This window comes from Cohnella massiliensis, assembly GCF_900169535.1.
Classification (GTDB): Bacteria; Bacillota; Bacilli; order Paenibacillales; family Paenibacillaceae; genus Cohnella; species Cohnella algarum.
Genome location: NZ_LT821257.1, coordinates 616,746 through 635,329, shown reverse-complemented (window position 1 = coordinate 635,329; position 18,584 = coordinate 616,746). Strand labels below are relative to the sequence as shown.

The following is an 18,584-nucleotide window of genomic DNA, read 5'->3' as shown; positions in this document are numbered from 1 at the left end:
GTTGGAGGGAGCGCTTTATGCCGGAATTGCCGGAAGTGGAAACGGTGCGCCGCACCTTGAACAAACTGATCCCCGGCAAAACGATCCGCAGCGTGTCGGTGACCCTGCCGCGCATCATTCAGCGGCCGGACGATCCGGACGTCTTTTCCGCCATGCTGGAAGGACGCACGTTTCAAAGCGTGGAACGGCGGGGAAAATTTTTGCGTCTGCTGACGGACGGGCTCGTCCTCGTGTCCCATTTGCGAATGGAGGGCCGGTACGGCCTTTATGACGAGAATGAACCGGTCGAACGTCATACGCACGTCATTTTTCATTTTACGGACGGGACTTCGTTAAGATATAAGGATGTCAGACAATTCGGGACGATGCATTTATTTACTCCCGGGGAAGATTTGAAGTCGAAGCCGCTGCTCAAGCTGGGGCTCGAGCCGTTGGACGAAGATTTTACGCCGGAGGCGTTTGCCGGTGCGATCGGCCGTCGGTCGACGAAGATCAAACCGCTGCTGCTCAACCAGGAAATCGTCGTCGGGTTGGGTAACATTTATGTGGACGAAGCGTTGTTCGCGGCCGGCATTCACCCCGAACGCGAGGCCGACAGCTTGAGCCGGGGAGAACGGGAGAAGCTGCATGCGGCGATCGTCGCCACGCTGACCTCGGCCGTCGAGGCCGGGGGTTCTTCGATCAAGTCGTACGTAAACGGACAGGGCGAGATGGGGATGTTTCAGCATCGGCTCAAAGCATACGGCCGTACAGGGGAACCGTGCGAGCATTGCGGGCATGCGATCGTAAAGTTCACGCTCGGAGGCAGAGGGACGCATATTTGCGAGCGCTGCCAAAGGCTGCCCCGGAGCGAGCGTTCGGCCGCCCGCGCTAAAGAAAGAACCGCTGCAGGCGGAAAGCCGGGAACGAACGCGGTCAAGAGGCGACTGGACGGAACGGCAGGGTCAGCCCCCTCCGTCTGACGGATCGGGGCATCCGCCCGGCAAGCTGCATACGATGGGTGAAGAGTCGGCTTCAAGGGCAGATCGCCCGGGAAACGACGATTTCCGTATGCAGGAGGTACGCCATGCTCGTACACGGAGCTTCGCTGCTGCTCTTGTCGTTCGCGGTCAGCTTGGACGGATTCGGCGTCGGGATGACCTACGGATTAAGGAAAATACGGATTCCGCTGCCGTCGATTCTGATCATTTCCGTTTGTTCCGGCGTTATCCTTCTTCTTTCGATGATGGCGGGGGTCGCGCTGGCCGGCGTTTTGTCGCCGCACGGGGCTTCGGCGGTCGGGGCGGTTATTTTGATCGGAATCGGCGTTTGGGCGCTTGTCCAATTTTCTCGCAACCGGGATCGGGACGATGCGGATGCGCCGAAAGAGGCAGACAGGACGGTACCACCGCCGGCAAAGTCGACTTTGGTCACGCTGGAAATTCGAAGGCTGGGCATTATCATTCAAATTTTGCGAACGCCGTCGGCGGCGGATGTTGACCGATCGGGCATTATAACGGCGGGGGGAGGCTTTCTGCTCGGAGCCGCTTTGTCGCTGGACGCGTTCGGCGCGGGAATCGGGGCCGCCCTCGTAGGATTTCCGCCGGTCGCGACGGCTATTCTGATCGCTTGCTCGAGCGGACTTTTTCTATGGCTCGGGATGCGTTTCGGTTTCGCGGCGGCCGGTTGGCGATGGATACGCAAGCTTAGCGTGCTGCCGGGTATTATTTTAATCGTGATGGGAATCGTTAAATTGTTCTAAACGGAAATGAGGTGCCGCATGAATGTCGGTTTAACCGGTGGAATCGCCACCGGGAAAAGCACGGTTGCCCGCTTGCTTGTCGAAAGCGGTGCGGCGCTGGTCGACGCCGATCGCATTGCCCGGGAAATTGTCGAGCCCGGGCAGCCTTCGCTGGCGCAAATTGCGGAGCGGTTCGGACAAGACGTGATCCGGGAAGACGGGACGTTGAATCGAAAAAAGCTGGGCGAAATCGTGTTTTCGAACGAGAAGGAGCGCAAAGCGCTCGAAGCGATCACGCATCCCGCGATACGGGCCTTGATGCGCGAGCGAATGGACAAGCTCGAACGGGAAGCGCCGGACCGGCTGGTCGTCGTCGATGTTCCTCTATTGTACGAATCCGGGCTGCAGTTTCTTTTTGAACGAGTCATGGTCGTGTACGTTCCCCGGGACGTCCAGCTTCAGCGGCTGATGAAGCGGGACGGGCTGCCCGAAGCCGAAGCGAAGCGGAGATTGGCCGCCCAAATGGATATCGAGGAGAAAAAACGGATGGCCGACATCGTGATCGACAACAGCGGCAGTATGGAGGACACGATTCGCCAGGTGCATTCCTTTTGCGGAGGCAAAGGCTTCGCATGAGCGCCGCCGTCAGAAAGCGGAGAAGGCGGTTGTTGATCCCGCTCGTTCTCGTTGTCGCCGTTATCGCAATCGTCCAAACGGACTGGCTCGGCAGAACGATGTATCCGATCTACTATAAGGATGAAATTCGTTCCACCGCTTCGCGCTTCCAGCTGGATCCGCTGCTCGTCGCCGCGATCATCCGGGTCGAATCGAATTACAGGGCCGAAGCGGTTTCCCCAAAAGGGGCGCTTGGCATTATGCAGGTCATGCCGGACACCGCGAACTGGATTTTGGAAAAGGAAGCGGAATTCGGCGCGTTGACCGTACAGGAAATCGGCCGGAATCCGGAAGCCGGCATGCAGGTCGGCGGCTGGTATATCCGGGAAATGCTGCGGCAGTTCGACGGAAACCTCGCGGCGTCGCTTGCGGCGTACAACGCGGGTCCGGGCAAGGTCAGGCAATGGCTGAACGAAGGCGTTTGGGACGGCAGCCAGCAGAGCATTAACGATATTCCGTATGGGGAAACGAGGCATTACGTTCAGCGCATATTTTATTATTATAATAAGTATCAGCAATTATATGATGAATTATAAAGAGGAAGCCTTGAGCGCGCGAGGCTTCAAGACTTCCCATTAGTTCGAAATGGCGTTGATGAAACGATTACTTGAATTGGCCGGCAAGTTGTTGTTCCGCGATCGTCACCAGGCGTTTCGTGATGTTACCACCGATCGAACCCGTATCGCGGGTCACCATGTTCCCGTAGTAGCCGTCCTGCGGGATGGCAATGCCAAGCTCTTGCGCAACCTCGAATTTCAGTTGGTCCAGCGCTTGGTTCGCTTGAGGGACAAGCAGTTGATTGCTGCGGGATCCTTCACCCATTGTTGTTCACCTCCTCGCGGTTGGTAATCGTATTATGTGCATTCGTTTTGGGTTCATGTAAGGTAAGCGTTGGAAAAGATATTGGCATGAAAGGAGACAATTTTGCTTATGAAATGCCCGTATTGCGATTACAGCGGCACGAAAGTGCTCGATTCGCGTCCGGCCAACGACAATAAATCGATCCGCCGCCGCCGCGAGTGCGAGCAATGCAGCCGCAGATTCACGACGTTCGAGATGGTGGAAGAAACGCCGCTCGTCGTCGTCAAAAAAGACGGCAGCCGCGAAGAGTTCAGCCGCGACAAAGTGCTGCGCGGGCTGCTTCGCTCCTGCGAAAAACGGCCCGTATCGGTCGATCAATTGGAAGTGATCGTCTCGAACGTGGAGCGCGAGCTTCGGACGACGGCCCAAACGGAAGTCGAAAGCCGCGTCATCGGCGAGCTTTTGATGGAGCAGCTGTACTCGGTCGATGAAGTCGCCTACGTCCGTTTCGCTTCGGTATATCGGCAGTTTAAGGACATCAACATGTTCCTGAAAGAACTGAATAGTCTGATTTCAAAACATGGCATCTAAAAGCGTTGACACGCCGCATTTCCTGTGATAAACTCATTTTTGTCGTCACGGAACGACGTGTCGCACGGGGCCATAGCTCAGCTGGGAGTCCACCGTTGTCACTTTCACTGCCCCAAATAAAGGGGCAAAAATTTATCGCATGGGGCTATAGTTTAGGGGGAAAACAGGTCGCTGGCAGCGATCAGTCGGCGGTTCGATTCCGCCTAGCTCCACCAACATCTAACATTAACGGCAGAGATGTCGTTTATTTATTTATAATTGGTTTTTCTTTCGGGAAGGTGCAGTTACAACTGGCACCTTCCTTTTTATTGTTTTGGATGAATTGGGTTGCCAAAATATTCAAAGCGCATGCTTATTGATAATACGAATATTTGTTCGTATAATGGATATACTGATAACATAAGCTAAGTTTGAATGGTGGTGCGGGCAGATGTCTCCTTCATTTGAAAAGTATGTAGGTTGGAATCTTGAGATCGTGTATATTGACCGGAAGAAAAATATTACGCAGCGTAAAGTCAAGATATGGTCAGTTCACGGAAATCAGTGAAGGGGTATTGCTTTCGAGGAACTGCCCACATACTCACATAAGTAGGAAATGTAAAGAATGAATCAGCCGATTGTATCAAGAAGTAACCGTCTAAAATTGGAGTCATCGGGCAAGGCATCCTTACACCAAGTGATGCCTTGTCCTTTTTGCGTAAATTTACGCACTTATCTTTACGGTAGGAATATCGAACTGGGCTTCATTTTATTTTCAGGTGGAAATTTATCCGAAATCACACTTGAAACTACTCCAAAATTACTGTAATTTACCACAATCAATCGATAATGGAAGGTGGGGTTATTTGAACGATCTACTCGGTTTCTGGACAAAGGGAATGGTTACTTACGTACATAGCGAAGATGAGGGGATCTACTTCGATCCTGATGGCTTGGGTTTCATTATGTGGTCGAATCCATTCATCGCAACCTTCGACTCGTTTATTTGGTGTATGGACGACAAAGGGTATCTCAATTTAGTAGGTGCAAAGAAGTATGTTTATTATCACGGCGGAGTGCAAGAAATAAGACCATCCGAGGTTAATGAACCAGCTATGTTAATTAAGCGAATTCGTTGTGAATCTTTGGATGGAGAAGTTATTGATGCCTTGGTCTTTCCTAAAAGTTGCAACATCCTTTCCGAGCGACTTTTAGGTTTTATATGCAAGGATATTTGGAGTATCGATTTCTATTGCGATTTCAAGAAATTATTGAGCGGAGGAGGACAATGAAATGAAGCAGGAATTACAGGAAAAGATCTTTACTCGCTTCCCTTGGACAAGACCCGACGAATCCGATACCAAGAGTCCATATACATTATTTCAACTTGAATGCGGAGATGGTTGGTTTCAATTACTTTGGGATTTATTCACCGAGATTGAATCGTTGTATCGATCGAGAGATACGGAGATTCAATTAACCATCGGTCAAGTAAAGCAGAAGTTCGGTTCTTTAACGGTCTACATTCATGATGCATTGCCAGAAGCATATGAAATTGTTAATAGGTATCAAACGTTATCTGAGACAATATGTGAAAGTTGCGCTATTGAAAGTTCTATTCAGCAACGTCACTATTACTTCTCAACCTTGTGTGATCCTTGTTATGAGAAAAGGCTTCAAGCTAGAGCGATTCCTAGGAGGATTGAATAAAAATGATGAGCAATCGTCTGTTTAACCACGTACTGCGAAAAATGTTGTGAGAAGGCAATCATAAAAGCAAAGGATAAATGATAACCCTACTACCACCAATTCCAAGTATTCGTCCCACAAGATATGTTGGACGGATACTTTTTTATTTTTGGATAAGTAATTCAATAATTACTACATCAGTACATGGAGTATCCCAAAACGAAGGAGGTAATTCAAGTTGAGAACCAAACCGCATGTAAATGAAAATATTCAATTGCACATGACAGCTACTTATATCCGAAACGGTAGGTTGAAGAATAACCTCCAACCGAATAAGCCCAAGCGTACCTTTAGTCTTGTGATCAAAGGATTTATGCTCAGTTCAGTCCTACTGAGTAGTTTAGCTGTTGGTGGGGTATCCGCTCTTGCCGCGACTTCACCCGATCTACCCACTCACCCGATCATAGCTGCCAGTTCGCAATTGACAAAAGTTCATGAAGATGCGCTTGTAGAGAATTTGAGATTGGCAGTGAAAGCTATCGAGGATCAAGGATGGACGAGAGAGAAATTACAATCGATAAAAGCCTGTTTAACCAATATCGAAGAGAAGCTAAATGAAGAAGCTAGTTATGGTTCAGCATCTGGATTAATGGATGCACTTTTAGAGACGGAAATCGTAATTACTAAATATGCCGGAGACGGGTTGTTTGAAGGGAGATATGATTCGATTTACGACACACTTCAAAGAATCAAGACTATGTTGAATAATGTTTCCTCACCACCAGTTAGTAAAAAAGGGGAAGTAAAGATCGCTTCCGTATCCAAGGATGAAGTCACAGTAGTCATTGACGGTCAAGTCCAGGCTTTTCCCCAACCTGCAGTCACAATAAACGGTAGTACAATGGTTCCAATGCGAGCCATATTTGAGAAGTTAGGAGCCGAGATAAAATGGAATGGGGAAACCCGAACCGTCACGGCAACGAAGGGCAACACCGTAATAATCTTAACGCTAGACCGAGACATCGCTATTATCAACGGTAATCCTGTAAAACTGACCGCCAAGGCACAGTCCATCAACGGGAATACGATGGTTCCATTACGTTTCGTCAGTGAAGCCCTTGGCGCGGCGGTAAAATGGGATGGGGCAACTCGAACGGCTTACATCGAGAGTACGGGAACTACAGATGACTCTCAGGTACAGGTTGTTAACGGGATCAAGGTGAAATACGGGAAGCATACGTATAGCGTATCGAATCAATCTGAGTACGATCAGTCCCTCAAGATCGTAGAGGATGCCTTAAAGGGGTTTGATGATATTGTCTTTGGCGGACGGTATAACGAATATTTCGAGTTGTTCCTCAAGGGAGAGCGGTGGTCCGGAGACAGGAGTGACCGATCAGAACGGAATATAGGTCTGAAAATAGCCGAGGGAAGTATTGGTGATCTTGTTAATGCAGGGGTTAGCCGCGAAACTATAATAAAAGCGGATAAGGCAGCAGCAATTGCATTGAGTTTGTTCAGCGGTAAGTATAATCCACTCGACGGTTCTCCAAGATCTATATATGATGTATTAGTTTTAAACCGTAATGACTGTGATCCAACAGCCCAGGTTTATTCAGCAGTATTCGACAGCTTGGGATTTAATACCGCTATTATCGGCGGTTCAAATCACGCTGAAGTCTTGATCCAAATTGACGGAAAATGGTTTGAATGTGGATCAGGAACTTTTCGACTCATTGATGTATCAAAAGCTTTAAAGAACGGCTCGTACATTATTTCTCTACCTACCGATGGAACAATCCTTATGTAATCTTTCATCGGTATCATGACGATGTCCTTGCCGACATCGTCTTTTTAATTTCTCGAATAGTTCATTAGAGATTTTTTCAACTTTTGCATCCGAAAATAAAGATGAAATACAGTTGGTAACGATAGGACTGACTAATATTCAGTAGAACAAACAACGGATACGGTAATCAGCTTGAGACATGAAGCGTAATCGAAAACAGAGAATTCTTCGATGGGGTATCCCTTCCAATCTTTGATCATCCCGCCCCTGTGCACCCCACAAAGCAGATTAACGCCCCCTCTCCAATATCAAGACGATGTCCCACCCGACACCGTCTTTTTTCATTTCCCGACATTTCTTACGGAGTACATTTACGTTTTCGATCTAAATCCCAATCAATTTTACATTTATCAGGAAGATTGAATGCCAACCATCAAGGCATCCCGATCCAATCTAAGATTTCCCAAGGAGGAGAAGAGAGAATGAGGAAGTTGTTTACCATCATGGCTTCACTGGCTCTATGTTTCTCGCTGTTCTCGGCATCAGCCTTCGCCGCTGAGCCACCGACAGAAGGAGCAGTCAGTCCCACCAATCCCACTCCGACCAGTGAGTCCAGTCTACCCACTCAACCCGAGCAGTTGACTGACAATAGTCAAAGGGTCGTAACGGACGGTCTGTATGTAGATATCTACTACCCGACCGACCAAATCACCTACATCCCTGAGTTCACCTTAGAGCTTTGGGACGTACCAACCGACAAGTTGATCAGTTCCGCTACAGGTAACAGCCAGAATTACGAGAATGGGAGGTATCACCTGATCTTCAATCATCCGGGGTATCGACTTGGAGACGAGTTGGCTTTAATCCTGCGAAAGACGGACGGCATCATCGAGGAGTTGAACTTCAATGGCATCCATCTCAAGAAGGACACCCATTACAAGTTCACCATCGACCAGTTTACCTACTTCGAGGGCGCTAATGACGAGCGTCATTTCCAAGACCTAACAGCAACCAAGCTCAATCCACTGCAAGCATCTCTGGTAACCAATCCGAAGAAGATCGGTCTATCGCTCCAATCGGAGTCCGGCACACCGATCAAGCAGACGCCAGTCGAGGTTAAATTGTTGGAAGGTAAAGGCTCCCTCCAAGCGACTTCCGACAATAACGGTCTAATCTGGCTCGATACCGACAAGTTAACGTGGAAGTTCCTCGTATCTGCAAAGGGGTTTATTTCTTCTGATGGCTTAAGTAGCGGAGTTGAGGTCGAGTTACCGGCACCCGTTGTTACAGGAACACAGAAGTCGGCAGTCGTCCTACCCATCATTTTCAAATCGACAGAGACATCTCAAAGTGAGATTGCGCTATCCCTCTCTACCGATGCAAATACTGACTTGAGTAAAGCTTGGTCAGAGTTCGACCTCACCCTAACGGATGCCAATGGGGTATCGAGCACTCACACGCTCAATCTGGACAGCAAGACCATCCAAGGATTAGCGGATGGTCAATACAAGATTGAGGTTTCCAACGCCAAGTACGCCGATGTCAAGCTCGATTCCGCTTCCCTTTCCGTTAAAGGGGGTAAAGGGGGCATCAAGGGCACGATCCAGCCGAAACATATTCTCGAAATCAGCAAGGATGGCGACCCTTACAACTTCTCAGTAATCAACGTCAACAGTATCTCCGACAAGCAGTACACGGGAACAAAACCACAGACCTTCGCCGTAACACCAGGCGAGTCCTACATGATCAAGGACAACGATACGGGTAAAGTCGAGACGGTTGCCATTGACGCCAACTCCCCGACCACCCGAGTCATTTTGGGCGCAGGAGTAGTATTCGGCGGTTCGGTAAGTAGACCGCATACGGGTGACCTGATTATCTTCTTGGTTATTCTGGCAGGGGTATCGCTCTTAATTTCTCTTTGGGGTTGGATGATGTATATGAACAGTAAGAGATCTCCCAAAAAATCGGCACCTACAACAAAGCTGATGAGTCTTTTATTAGCTGTCGCTCTCATGACTTCAATTTTTTCAGCAGTAGCACCGACATCAGCTTCCGCCGCGCAGTCAGATGCGAATGTTGGCGGCACTGGACCCGCAACTGGTAACGCAACTTCAAGGACTCCAGCAGGAACATTCCAAGTCAGCGACAAGATTGCCGTATTGCAGTTCGGTTTCATCCCGAACAAGGTAAAGTCCAACGGAGAAGGCGTTCTTTCCGCTTCTTCAGGGGTTGCCGATCTTGAAGATCCATTTAAGTTCGACTATGAAGACCTAATGTTCTACATGGCACCAAGCCAGATTTCGGATTCCCTCTGGAGAAAGCAAGGTTCCGGCTTAATCTCCTTCGAACGGGGTATCGGGGTAAAAACGCTTTACGGCAACAACCCACTCTACCCAAGCATTCAAGCCGAAAATAGCCGAGACGACCTGATGAAGCGCACCTTAGATTACGCTGACATTGCTCGTAACGATGGGGACGCCAGTTATTTTGAGCAAGTCATAGGCGAAGTTCTCTATAACATCGACCCGAACAACCCCGATAGATCATTATCCGGTAAGGGGAGTGATCGGGTCATCGGTGATTCGTTGAAGAGAATGATTGAAGATTACATTACGAATCGTCCAGATGGATTTGATGTCGATGCCCAAATCATCGGCAGTTTGATGTTCTCGGGGTATCTCGACCTAATCAAGTCTAAGGGAGTCCTGACAGGAGCCGAGTATACCGCCTTCGAGCAGATGATGAAGGACAAGTTCAAGAAAGGTGAGCTGATCTTCTTCGCCCAAACGGTAATCGGCATTTCCGTTCAAGACGGAGGCAATCCGCAAGCCAGAGACTATGCCTTCATGCCGTTCCATGACGCAACTGACTGGTATCTCAATACCCGACAATTGGCTCGTCCGACCGACCAAGTCGTGCAGGGGTTGACCGCTAACAAAGAGTTCGAAGCCGTATCCCTTGGAGGAGCAACCTCGGCGGAGCAAGGTTCCCTTTCCCCTTACAAGGAAAACGGCAATATTCCATTCTCTTTCCGCACTTATGCGCGAGATTATTACGCCCGTACCTTGAAGCCGGTAACCGAAAGCGTTCCGATGTCATCGGACTATAAGGTCAACGGATTTGGCGGTTGGGGGTTCCAGCCTTGGGGCTATGGCGATACCGAGCAAGCTAATACACCTGCCATCGATGTTCAGTTGAACGTAACAGTCATTGACGAGAATGGTAAGCCGACAAACGAAACCTTCACCGTTCCGGTTAACGGATGGTCGGTGCAAAACCAAAGATATCTTGGAGATCTCAATATTCGCAGTAACGATTCGGATTTATTGATTCGGGGTGGCATGGAAGTAACTCATGACGGGAAATCGTATGAAATTCTTCCTGACGAGGACGCCAGATTCACGTTGATCGATAAGAAGGACAATGAGAACATCAACAAAATGGAGTTGACGAAGGAAGCTGTTGGTGAAGATGTAACGATTCCGGTACCTTCTTCACCAGAGTCGAGCACTTGGGAAATCCGTTTGGGGTATGATACTCCCCTCCCACTCGACCTGAATAAGTATTTGGGCGGAGATGCATCGTCGGGGTCGTCATCGGTTGAGAACAAATACGAAGGCACTGGTAAGTTCTCCAATGCTCAAATCACTTTATTCGTCCAAGCGAAAGAAGCCGCTCCGAAAGATGAGAAGGTCGAGACCAACCTTGAAGTCCCGCAATGGCGACTGTCGAAGTATTGGGGAGATATTTCCCCATCGGCTAAGAATCCGGCAACCTTCAGTCTCCAGCTTCCGATTGAAACATTCCGAAACCCGAGTCTTTCGCCTTCCAGCGTGACCTTCAAGTTGCTCGATCCTGATTTGAGTCAGGTACCTTGGGCGATCAGCCGAGCGAAGTTGTTTAATGACACGCCGTACCGCAGCTTCTCGCCCTACAACACGTCAGCCAAGTTCAATCTTGCGGGGGATCTGTTAGCCATTAAGGACAACACGACAATCAGCAATAACAAGTTTGCTTCTTGGGTAAACAACATGACCTTGTTCAATAATCGTATCGGTTCGGCAACCGCAGGTTCCTCTGACGGACAAGCAACGGTAACAAAGGATTTCTTGTTCCAATATGGGGTCAATAGCGGGGTTGATCCTTTCCGTTATACCGAGGACAAGCGAGTTCCAGTAGGCACAAATTGCAGTAAGTTTGGCTGTTGGACTATATGGGGTTGGGAGCCGCGAACCGCCAACGCCACAAGCAATTACGACACGGCTGACTACGATACGACCGTAACCTTCCAGCGTTACATGCCGAAGGATAGCACCGCACCAAAGACCTTTGAAAATGCTTCGGAGTCGGTCAACGGCAAGCATTGGGAGACGAATCAAAGTTCGGACACCTTGAAAGTCAATCCAGAAGTCTTGATGGCGTATGACGATCAGAGCGGCAACACGAGTGTCGCCTTTGTCGCCGGAGATAAACTCCGCCCGATCAAACCTGTCTCGTTCAATGTTGCTCAATTCGTCAACGTCGATGTAAATCCAACCGTAACAGGCATGTCGGTCGCCACTGATTCGAACGCCAAGCAATTAGCAAAGAGTCTCAATGCAGCGGATAAAGAGGTTCTTTACAAAGGCAGCGCGGTAACTACCAACTTCGAGGTCAGGGGTCAACTGGAACTGAAGACCTTCGCGTTGGATATTGGGAATGATGCGTTCAAGAATGCTTGGAATCCAGGCATCTCCTACTCGACCGATGCCATCAACGAAGCTTTTGTATCCCAATACGCAACCAAGGACGAAGCTACAGGTAAATGGAAGGCGACTCTGAATGCTGATGGTAAGCTGGTCATCGGGGGTAAAGAGTACGGTGGCAAGCAAGGACAAGTCGTAGCCGAGCAATCGGATGAATCGGTAAAAACTTACGTCTTGGAAGTGCGCGGCGGCAAGTTGGTGGGGGTCAATGGCAATCGCAACTTGAACAACCTGCCGACCGAACTGAAGGAAGCCTTGACTCGGATGCACATCCTCGGTGACGACAACGTCTTTAACACTTTCGAGCGCAGCACTGGTGCAAAGTTGAACGAGGATATCGTAGCGACTCTTGGTAATGCTATAAGGGGGTCGAGCGATCTAGCTGTCGGCAAAGGCTTTTACAACGAAGATTCGACAATCTTGGTCGTAAGAGAGTACACCACCACCTTCGACCTTCCGTCCTACATGACAACGGATAAGGTTCCGATGGAGATTTCCGGTTTGGAAGTCCAGATGGATAAAAACCAGTTCTTCTCCAAAGGGGCGACCGGACATACCTTGCTCCAGTACAAGGTAGGACAAGTATAGATGATTGCCGATTCCTTCAGAGGTGACGTCGGAGTGAAGAAGTCCACACAGTTTGTAGTGACTAACGTCGCGATTTTGGAAAGTTTCTCAAGTCAATAATGATTATCCGTCGGGGGTTGTCTTAAGGGGTTTGGCAATGAATCGGATATAGATTTTCTGAGAAGAAGGTGTCGTAAAAATCGGCACCTTCTTTTCTTGCGATGATGTTTCAATCTACGGTATAGTACGACACAACGATTTTTCTAATTCTTTTGCATGGGGGTATTGCTGTGACGGTTCTAACGGAAGCTGATCTACATGACCGTTTTCCTTGGTCAAAGCCGGTTGTCCCGGCTCTATCTGATCAAGATAAGGCAGACGGGTATTTCTGCGACCCACAACCTTGGGACTTCGCTGAGCCGGTATTAAAGCTGATTGAGCAAATGTTTTTGGAGATCGAGTCTTACTTCGCTAACAGAAATGAGCCAGTGGAAATCGCCATCTACGGGATGCAAGAGTTGTTTGGCGAGCTTCAAGTCGAAATGTATTGTCCTCACGCAGATGTTTATGCGATTGTTCGGAGGTACACCAGACTGTCACGAGATTTGTTTCAGGATGAAGACGAATAATGGAGCATCTATTGAAGGTGTCGCTATGCGCGGCACCTTATTTGTTTCTCTGAGGGTGTTTTGATATTAGTGAGGGAGTTGAATGCAGTTTTAAGAGGTATTCGCCCTACTGGTGAAATTCAAATTCACTGGTAGAGGAGTTAGAAAAATGAGCAAAAGAAATGTGGTTTTAGAAAATGTCACTGTCAAAAACGGAGTATTACCTTCCGCAGACGAAGTAGTTGTCAAAGAAAGTGTATTTCCTCCGGGTTTGCGTGAGGTAGTGGAAGAAAAACTGGAAGTAGAGGTTCTTCATGTAGAGCACCCAGATTATGACGGCAAAATTTTCATTGCAAAGCTAACAAGTGTATGGGGCGAGTCAAAGCCGATGTTTTTTCCTCTTGGTGATTTAATCGATAAGAAAAAGAAAGAAAATGTAATAATACAATTGGTAAATCGGACCTTTTTTGATCCAGACAAAGACTTCGAATTTCTTTATGAATATATTAAGTGCTTAATACGCGCGAAATTGTATAAGACATATGACGAGAAGTATCAACAGTATCTTTTTGAAACTGAAGATCTATCCGAGAATGAAGACAGTTTAGAGTACTATAAGCTTCTTGTTGAATACATTGAGGAAAATAGTACGGTATTCCCTAAGCGGAGCAGCGGTTTATTTGAAAAGAATTGGTGTCATGGTGTTTATTTAGATAAACCGGAGCAAGTGAAGAAATTCGGTAAGAATGCTTATGCTGTTATACCTGAACACCTTCGTGAGATATTCCAAATACCGTACACGAATAAGTATGGTGCAGTTCTCGATGATCTTGTAAAAAAGGGCTTGTTGTATTGCGGTGGGGGTAAAAAAGCAAGAAAGGATATTGTGGTTTCGCTTTCCGACAGGGTTTCAATGAAGGCATATGTCTTTACAATTGATCCTTCCGTATTAGTTGAGGAGGGACGCGGAAATGTTTGATTTCAGGTTGAAATTTATCAAGACCCTTAAAACAATAGGCGGAAAAACCCGCCTATTGAAAAAGCTTATACCGATTATGTATTACGTAATAAAGTCTGAACAAATTCAAGGTGTTCTTGATCTCTTTGGAGGGGGTAATAAATTTATTCCGCAGCTAGATCGATTCACAATTCCCATCCGAATATATAATGAGCGAGATGAAGGCATCTCGAATTTGATGGCTTGCATGACGGATGAAAACAAAGCAAGAGCGGTTATTGATCTAGCCTATCGGTTACAAGATGAGTATCGAATTGAAGCGGCTTTTCATAAGGCGCGTGAGATAAGACGTTTAAAGGAGACTCCACCTATCAAATCAGCAGCACTTACACTTATAGTTGCGGAGTTTAGTCGAGCAGCGGATCGAGTTAAGTATTATAAGCCAAATGCGGAACGAGGATTTAAATACGAAAGTCATTTACCCTTCTTGGAGCTGGTTCCAATCATGCGAGATGTAATTATAACCTGTGCCAGCTATGAAGAGCTTTTTGAGTATTACAGTCATCGGTGTGATTTTCTAACCATCCTTGATCCGCCATACGTTGGATCAGACTGTTATGAAGATGAATTCCCCGACGAGAAGCATGAGGAAATGGTCAGACGTATCGTTGACACCAAAATGAAGGTTATCCTTTGTGGGACTGATACTACCATCTATGACTATCTCACAGAAAGAGGATGGCATAAGTATTGTCTTGGAGAGATACCTAGAAGTAATGTTGGTGAGGCGGATGCAGTGCAGGAAGAATTCATTTGGACGAATTTTGAAATTCCGAGTTTCTTACTTTCCAGATTAGATATCCACCCAGTCTACCCAGACAAGCTGGTCAAAATTATGGTTTGAAAAATATAATTGTAGCCCCAATTCGGCTGTTTCCATCCGAGTTGGGGTCTTTTGTATGCAGCACAGCTCGTTCAACAGATTAATTAAGCTTCGATGAAGTACACTTCTGATGATGATGATAATTAGCATCGCAGGATTGATATTCAGATAAAACACACTTGGCAAGAGCGTAGTGGGATCTTTATGACAACAGGATGTCGCAAACCGGCTAGAGAATCGGGTTAAAAGAACACATTGGTGATTATCCACTCTTGATTTGTCGAATGCTTTATAGATTTCTGTCGAAAATTGAGAGGTAAGGTTGCCGTAATCAAGTTGTTTATGGCTCGAATCTTCGTAATCGGCAAAATTCCGTATTGTTTCCGAGTTTATCTCGGGGGTCGCCGCGCCCTTCAGAAAGGCTCCGAAATCGCCCTCCTTCCCCCTTCAGGCTTGTCATAGGTCTACCCCGCCATCAAAAGCGTCTTAAACTGGCAACAGGTGGCTCACATCGTGCGTTCGAATGTCGGCTCGAAGTCATTGTTGGCTTTTGGTTTCATTTCTATTTGTGGGGAATGGTTTGAATTTGCTCATTTCAAAGGAGTTGCCGAATTTATTTTGGTGGACTGAATGAAATAGGGATAAACGAAAATGACCACATCCAATAGGCGGATATGGTCATTGCTCATTGCCGGTATGGTATTTCTTAACGTACACCTTAGTTCCATCCTTGTATTTGTCGAAGACGCCGAGCTGATCACCCATTCTCACGGGATGTCCAGAGTTGAGAATGGCTTCTGTTATTTTCTGAAATTGTTCCTTCAGGATGTCGTCGGTTTCATCTGCAGGAGTATCGAAGCCGAATTTCCGCAATTCAATCACCTTCCTTTGAAGTACGGGTTCCCTTAATTTTATCACAAATTTTGATCGAAAGCTCGGTCTGGTGCGACATTATTGAATCGCAGGGGTATTGAAAATCCTTATCTGTCGGTTTTTAGAACGACCGGCAACTGTTTTATAAAAACACTTCAAAGATCGTTGAAGCTATGCAGGTTGATTTGAAAAAGGATGAGCTGCTGAAATCCTAATCTTACTGACGACATGTTGTCACAAACCTATTCTAAAAGCACACTTCTTGCCAGTACAGCATCCGACAGATCAGGAGACAGTGACTTTAGTAGGTTCTAAAAGCACACCTCTCAAGAGAGGCGTTGCCCTGAAGATTGATTTTGACGGACTTTCGTAACGAAACGGGACAAAGATGTGAGGAGAATGCCGGTTCGTGGAGCAAAAATGCCGATCTGCAAGATAAAGGTGATGACATCATCTTGAGATTGGTAAAATTTCGAGAGTTAACCGTATTCAAGTCGATGTTTCAATGATCGTTATATGTTTAACTCCCATTTTTCCGTCATGGTAAGGAATGGACGCTCGGTCGCCCTCGCTCTCTTTAGGGGGTCGCCCCTGTTCTCCTTCTGTTCGCCTTTCGCCCTACCCGCCAAATTTGCCCTCTACGCCCTCTGCTCCCCGCTTAGGGCTATTCTCCTATTACCCTCCCCTTCAAAATCGAATTCGGGCGGCTTACGGCTCGTCTAGCGCGGTATGCCCTTCTCGGTCGATGGTCGGTCGCCCAAAATCCAGTCGTATCAAGGGTTTTCGGCTTCTTTGGGTCTATCAAAAAGTTCTTATTTTCGTTAAAAAGGACTTGAATTACTCGCTAAATGACGCTATACTCATAACACAAGTTAAATAGGTAAAAAGTACTAAAAAAGTAAATTAAAGAGAGATTACGAGAGAGGATGAGTGAGCATGTTGGATCAGTTGTTTGTCATCTTTTTTGGATTATTGAGCTTATTTCTAGGATTTCGTTTTTTCACTATTGCAATGATTGATCTTGGTGAAACTCTGAAAGGGCGTATCTCAGGTGTATTGGCAGTAGGATTCTTTATCATCATGATCGTTACCAAGTATCAGATTGGTTGATTGCAACAGTGAACGTTTCTTGCTCTAAGAGAACACACTAGAAGGGAGGTGAAATCGTGCAGCGTAACGTTCCAATGTTCTACGATCCAGATTCTGATCGCTGGTGTGTTGAACTCGACGGTACAAGCTATGGATTGCATTGTGGAGAAGGCTTCGAGATTTATCTTGGTCAACAAGCCCTCCCTTGTCGGATTGAGATGGATCGTGAGTGGTATTTGATCGTGAATGGAACCAGCTTCAACCTTCGTAAATCGAGCCGGTATCGGGTGAATTATTAAGCGAAAGGGGTAAATGGTGTGGCGAGAATTGGTTACCTTCGTGCCAAACGGAAACAAGAGATCGAAGAATTCGAGAGCAAAGCCAAAATTGACAAGACCTTTGTTGACCTGACAAATGAAGTTGGCTTTACGCGTGGCGAAACCCTGAAATTGATGTTAGAGCGGATTGAGGCTCGAGACACATTAGTAATTCGTAGTCTGATAGATGTGGCTAACGATGTTCTCGGATTACGTAGCTTTATTGCGACTTTGAAGGAATTGGATGTAGATTTGGTGATTCTTAGTGCAAATGAACCCAATATTTTGACTGACCAAGGTTATGAAGCACTTTGTTTTATTGATGACTTTCTGAAGAATAAGGCTATGTCTCAAACATCAATGCAATCGAAGATTGGAAGGCGTTCGGAGCCATACCCACCGAACTTCCTAGAGGTATATGAAGAATATCGAAGACCGGAAAAAGAGAATAGAATTTCCGGGCTGGAAGCCGCTAAGAAATTGTCGGTCAGCTACAATAAGTTTCGCGAGTTAATCAAGCTTTTCGAATTGAGGTTTTAAGTATTGCTTTATAGAGAGAGGGGAAGGGAGAATGAATCGGGTGATTAGCTTTTCAATCAACAAAACTATGGAGGAAGTTGATAATGCTTGTAGGGTTGCCTTTAATGATTACGATGATATTGATGAAATCGAGGACATCCGAGCAAGAAAAGTCCATTTTGAGGAGTGGCGAAGTGAAGTCATATTTGCTTATCTCGAAGAAAGGGTTGGTGATTTTGTCAATTTTGAAGCATTCGCAACAAGATGTGAACGAAATCGGGTTTATGCAAAATCCAGTCGTGAGGTCAATTTGCTCAGTAAAGATGAGTGGGAACGGGGTAAAAGTGGTATAAATGACCCATCATATCAGCCACGTTCGAGGCGAAACGAGAATACTGAAGTTGACAGTTTAATCGAAAAACTTGCTCATGAAGAAGAACGTGACGCAAAGCGAGTAGAGTTCGAAGAATTTTACGAAGTATTAGCAATCGAGCATGGTGTGAATATCAAGACTTTGATTCGTAAGGCTCTTTCTACGGGACTTAGACGATACGTCAATCGAATAAGGTACTGGATCGAGCAATATGAAAAGCAAGAACTAATTGAATTCGTCTTGAGAGATAAGGTTCTCGTAGATGAGTTTGAACTGAATGACGAGGATGCAACTTTCACTAGACCAAATGGCATAGTTGAGCATAACGAAGTCGAACCTAAAACTTTTGGACCGAAGAAGTTTATCGTTGATGTTGATGAAAGATTTAAGTGTGTAGTGTGAAAA

At 46.8% G+C, this 18,584-nt stretch carries 18 protein-coding genes and 1 tRNA gene; 17 read left to right on the top strand and 2 right to left on the bottom strand.

Going from position 1 to position 18,584, the window contains the following annotated elements; all coding sequences use genetic code 11:
• Window positions 1–17: 17 nt before the first annotated feature.
• The 4 genes from mutM to B7E11_RS09595 all read left to right on the top strand — a co-directional run bounded on the left by mutM (window position 18) and on the right by B7E11_RS09595 (window position 2,931).
• On the top strand, window positions 18–962 hold the full coding sequence (gene mutM, locus B7E11_RS09610; protein ID WP_080833724.1) for a DNA-formamidopyrimidine glycosylase: 945 nt from the start codon (window positions 18–20) through the stop codon (window positions 960–962).
• Window positions 963–1,066: 104 nt separating this feature from the next.
• Window positions 1,067–1,741, top strand: a complete 675-nt coding sequence (ytaF, locus tag B7E11_RS09605) for a sporulation membrane protein YtaF (RefSeq protein WP_080833722.1) — start codon at window positions 1,067–1,069, stop codon at window positions 1,739–1,741.
• A gap of 18 nt (window positions 1,742–1,759) precedes the next feature.
• On the top strand, window positions 1,760–2,356 hold the full coding sequence (coaE, locus tag B7E11_RS09600; RefSeq protein WP_080833720.1) for a dephospho-CoA kinase: 597 nt from the start codon (window positions 1,760–1,762) through the stop codon (window positions 2,354–2,356).
• Entirely contained in the window at window positions 2,353–2,931 is a 579-nt protein-coding gene (locus tag B7E11_RS09595) for a lytic transglycosylase domain-containing protein (RefSeq protein WP_080833718.1), read from the top strand. Before coaE ends, B7E11_RS09595 begins: the two co-directional genes overlap by 4 nt.
• 67 nt (window positions 2,932–2,998) lie before the next feature.
• Here the strand turns inward: B7E11_RS09595 and B7E11_RS09590 are convergent, their stop codons facing one another.
• Complete coding sequence (locus tag B7E11_RS09590) at window positions 2,999–3,217, bottom strand: alpha/beta-type small acid-soluble spore protein (RefSeq protein ID WP_080833716.1); 219 nt, start codon at window positions 3,215–3,217, stop codon at window positions 2,999–3,001.
• A gap of 108 nt (window positions 3,218–3,325) precedes the next feature.
• Between B7E11_RS09590 and nrdR the strand changes: the two genes are divergently transcribed.
• The 9 genes from nrdR (at window position 3,326) to B7E11_RS09545 (ending at window position 15,029) form a co-directional block, all read left to right on the top strand.
• Entirely contained in the window at window positions 3,326–3,787 is a 462-nt protein-coding gene (gene nrdR / locus B7E11_RS09585) for a transcriptional regulator NrdR (protein ID WP_080833713.1), read from the top strand.
• A 141-nt stretch (window positions 3,788–3,928) separates the two neighbouring features.
• Window positions 3,929–4,002: transfer RNA gene (locus tag B7E11_RS09580), tRNA-Ala, on the top strand.
• A 630-nt stretch (window positions 4,003–4,632) separates the two neighbouring features.
• Window positions 4,633–5,058 (top strand): hypothetical protein, encoded by a 426-nt coding sequence (locus B7E11_RS09575; protein ID WP_080833711.1) that lies wholly within the window; start codon window positions 4,633–4,635, stop codon window positions 5,056–5,058.
• Window position 5,059: 1 nt separating this feature from the next.
• Window positions 5,060–5,476 (top strand): hypothetical protein, encoded by a 417-nt coding sequence (locus B7E11_RS09570; RefSeq protein ID WP_080833709.1) that lies wholly within the window; start codon window positions 5,060–5,062, stop codon window positions 5,474–5,476.
• Between the two features lie 217 nt (window positions 5,477–5,693).
• Window positions 5,694–7,265 carry a copper amine oxidase N-terminal domain-containing protein gene (locus B7E11_RS09565; protein WP_080833707.1) on the top strand — a complete coding sequence of 524 codons (1,572 nt, stop codon included), beginning with the start codon at window positions 5,694–5,696 and terminating at the stop codon, window positions 7,263–7,265.
• 461 nt (window positions 7,266–7,726) lie between these two features.
• Window positions 7,727–12,580: a hypothetical protein gene (locus B7E11_RS09560; protein WP_080833705.1), complete on the top strand. Its 4,854-nt coding sequence runs from the start codon at window positions 7,727–7,729 to the stop codon at window positions 12,578–12,580.
• A 269-nt stretch (window positions 12,581–12,849) separates the two neighbouring features.
• Complete coding sequence (locus tag B7E11_RS09555; RefSeq protein ID WP_080833702.1) at window positions 12,850–13,188, top strand: hypothetical protein; 339 nt, start codon at window positions 12,850–12,852, stop codon at window positions 13,186–13,188.
• A 148-nt stretch (window positions 13,189–13,336) separates the two neighbouring features.
• A complete protein-coding gene (locus tag B7E11_RS09550) occupies window positions 13,337–14,146 on the top strand; it encodes a hypothetical protein (protein ID WP_080833700.1) in 810 nt (269 codons plus the stop codon).
• Window positions 14,139–15,029: a DNA adenine methylase gene (locus tag B7E11_RS09545; RefSeq protein ID WP_080833698.1), complete on the top strand. Its 891-nt coding sequence runs from the start codon at window positions 14,139–14,141 to the stop codon at window positions 15,027–15,029. Before B7E11_RS09550 ends, B7E11_RS09545 begins: the two co-directional genes overlap by 8 nt.
• 657 nt (window positions 15,030–15,686) lie before the next feature.
• Here B7E11_RS09545 and B7E11_RS09540 read toward each other — a convergent pair.
• Entirely contained in the window at window positions 15,687–15,881 is a 195-nt protein-coding gene (locus B7E11_RS09540) for a hypothetical protein (RefSeq protein ID WP_080833696.1), read from the bottom strand.
• Between the two features lie 936 nt (window positions 15,882–16,817).
• Between B7E11_RS09540 and B7E11_RS29495 the strand changes: the two genes are divergently transcribed.
• Genes B7E11_RS29495 through B7E11_RS09525 form a run of 4 tightly spaced genes read left to right on the top strand, consistent with a single transcriptional unit; the run spans window position 16,818 to window position 18,581 of the window.
• On the top strand, window positions 16,818–16,991 hold the full coding sequence (locus B7E11_RS29495; protein WP_176220670.1) for a hypothetical protein: 174 nt from the start codon (window positions 16,818–16,820) through the stop codon (window positions 16,989–16,991).
• Between the two features lie 56 nt (window positions 16,992–17,047).
• Entirely contained in the window at window positions 17,048–17,269 is a 222-nt protein-coding gene (locus B7E11_RS09535; protein WP_245809665.1) for a DUF5348 domain-containing protein, read from the top strand.
• Window positions 17,270–17,287: 18 nt separating this feature from the next.
• Complete coding sequence (locus B7E11_RS09530; protein WP_080833694.1) at window positions 17,288–17,827, top strand: hypothetical protein; 540 nt, start codon at window positions 17,288–17,290, stop codon at window positions 17,825–17,827.
• A gap of 31 nt (window positions 17,828–17,858) precedes the next feature.
• Window positions 17,859–18,581, top strand: a complete 723-nt coding sequence (locus tag B7E11_RS09525; protein WP_080833692.1) for a hypothetical protein — start codon at window positions 17,859–17,861, stop codon at window positions 18,579–18,581.
• The last annotated feature ends 3 nt before the right edge of the window (window positions 18,582–18,584 follow it).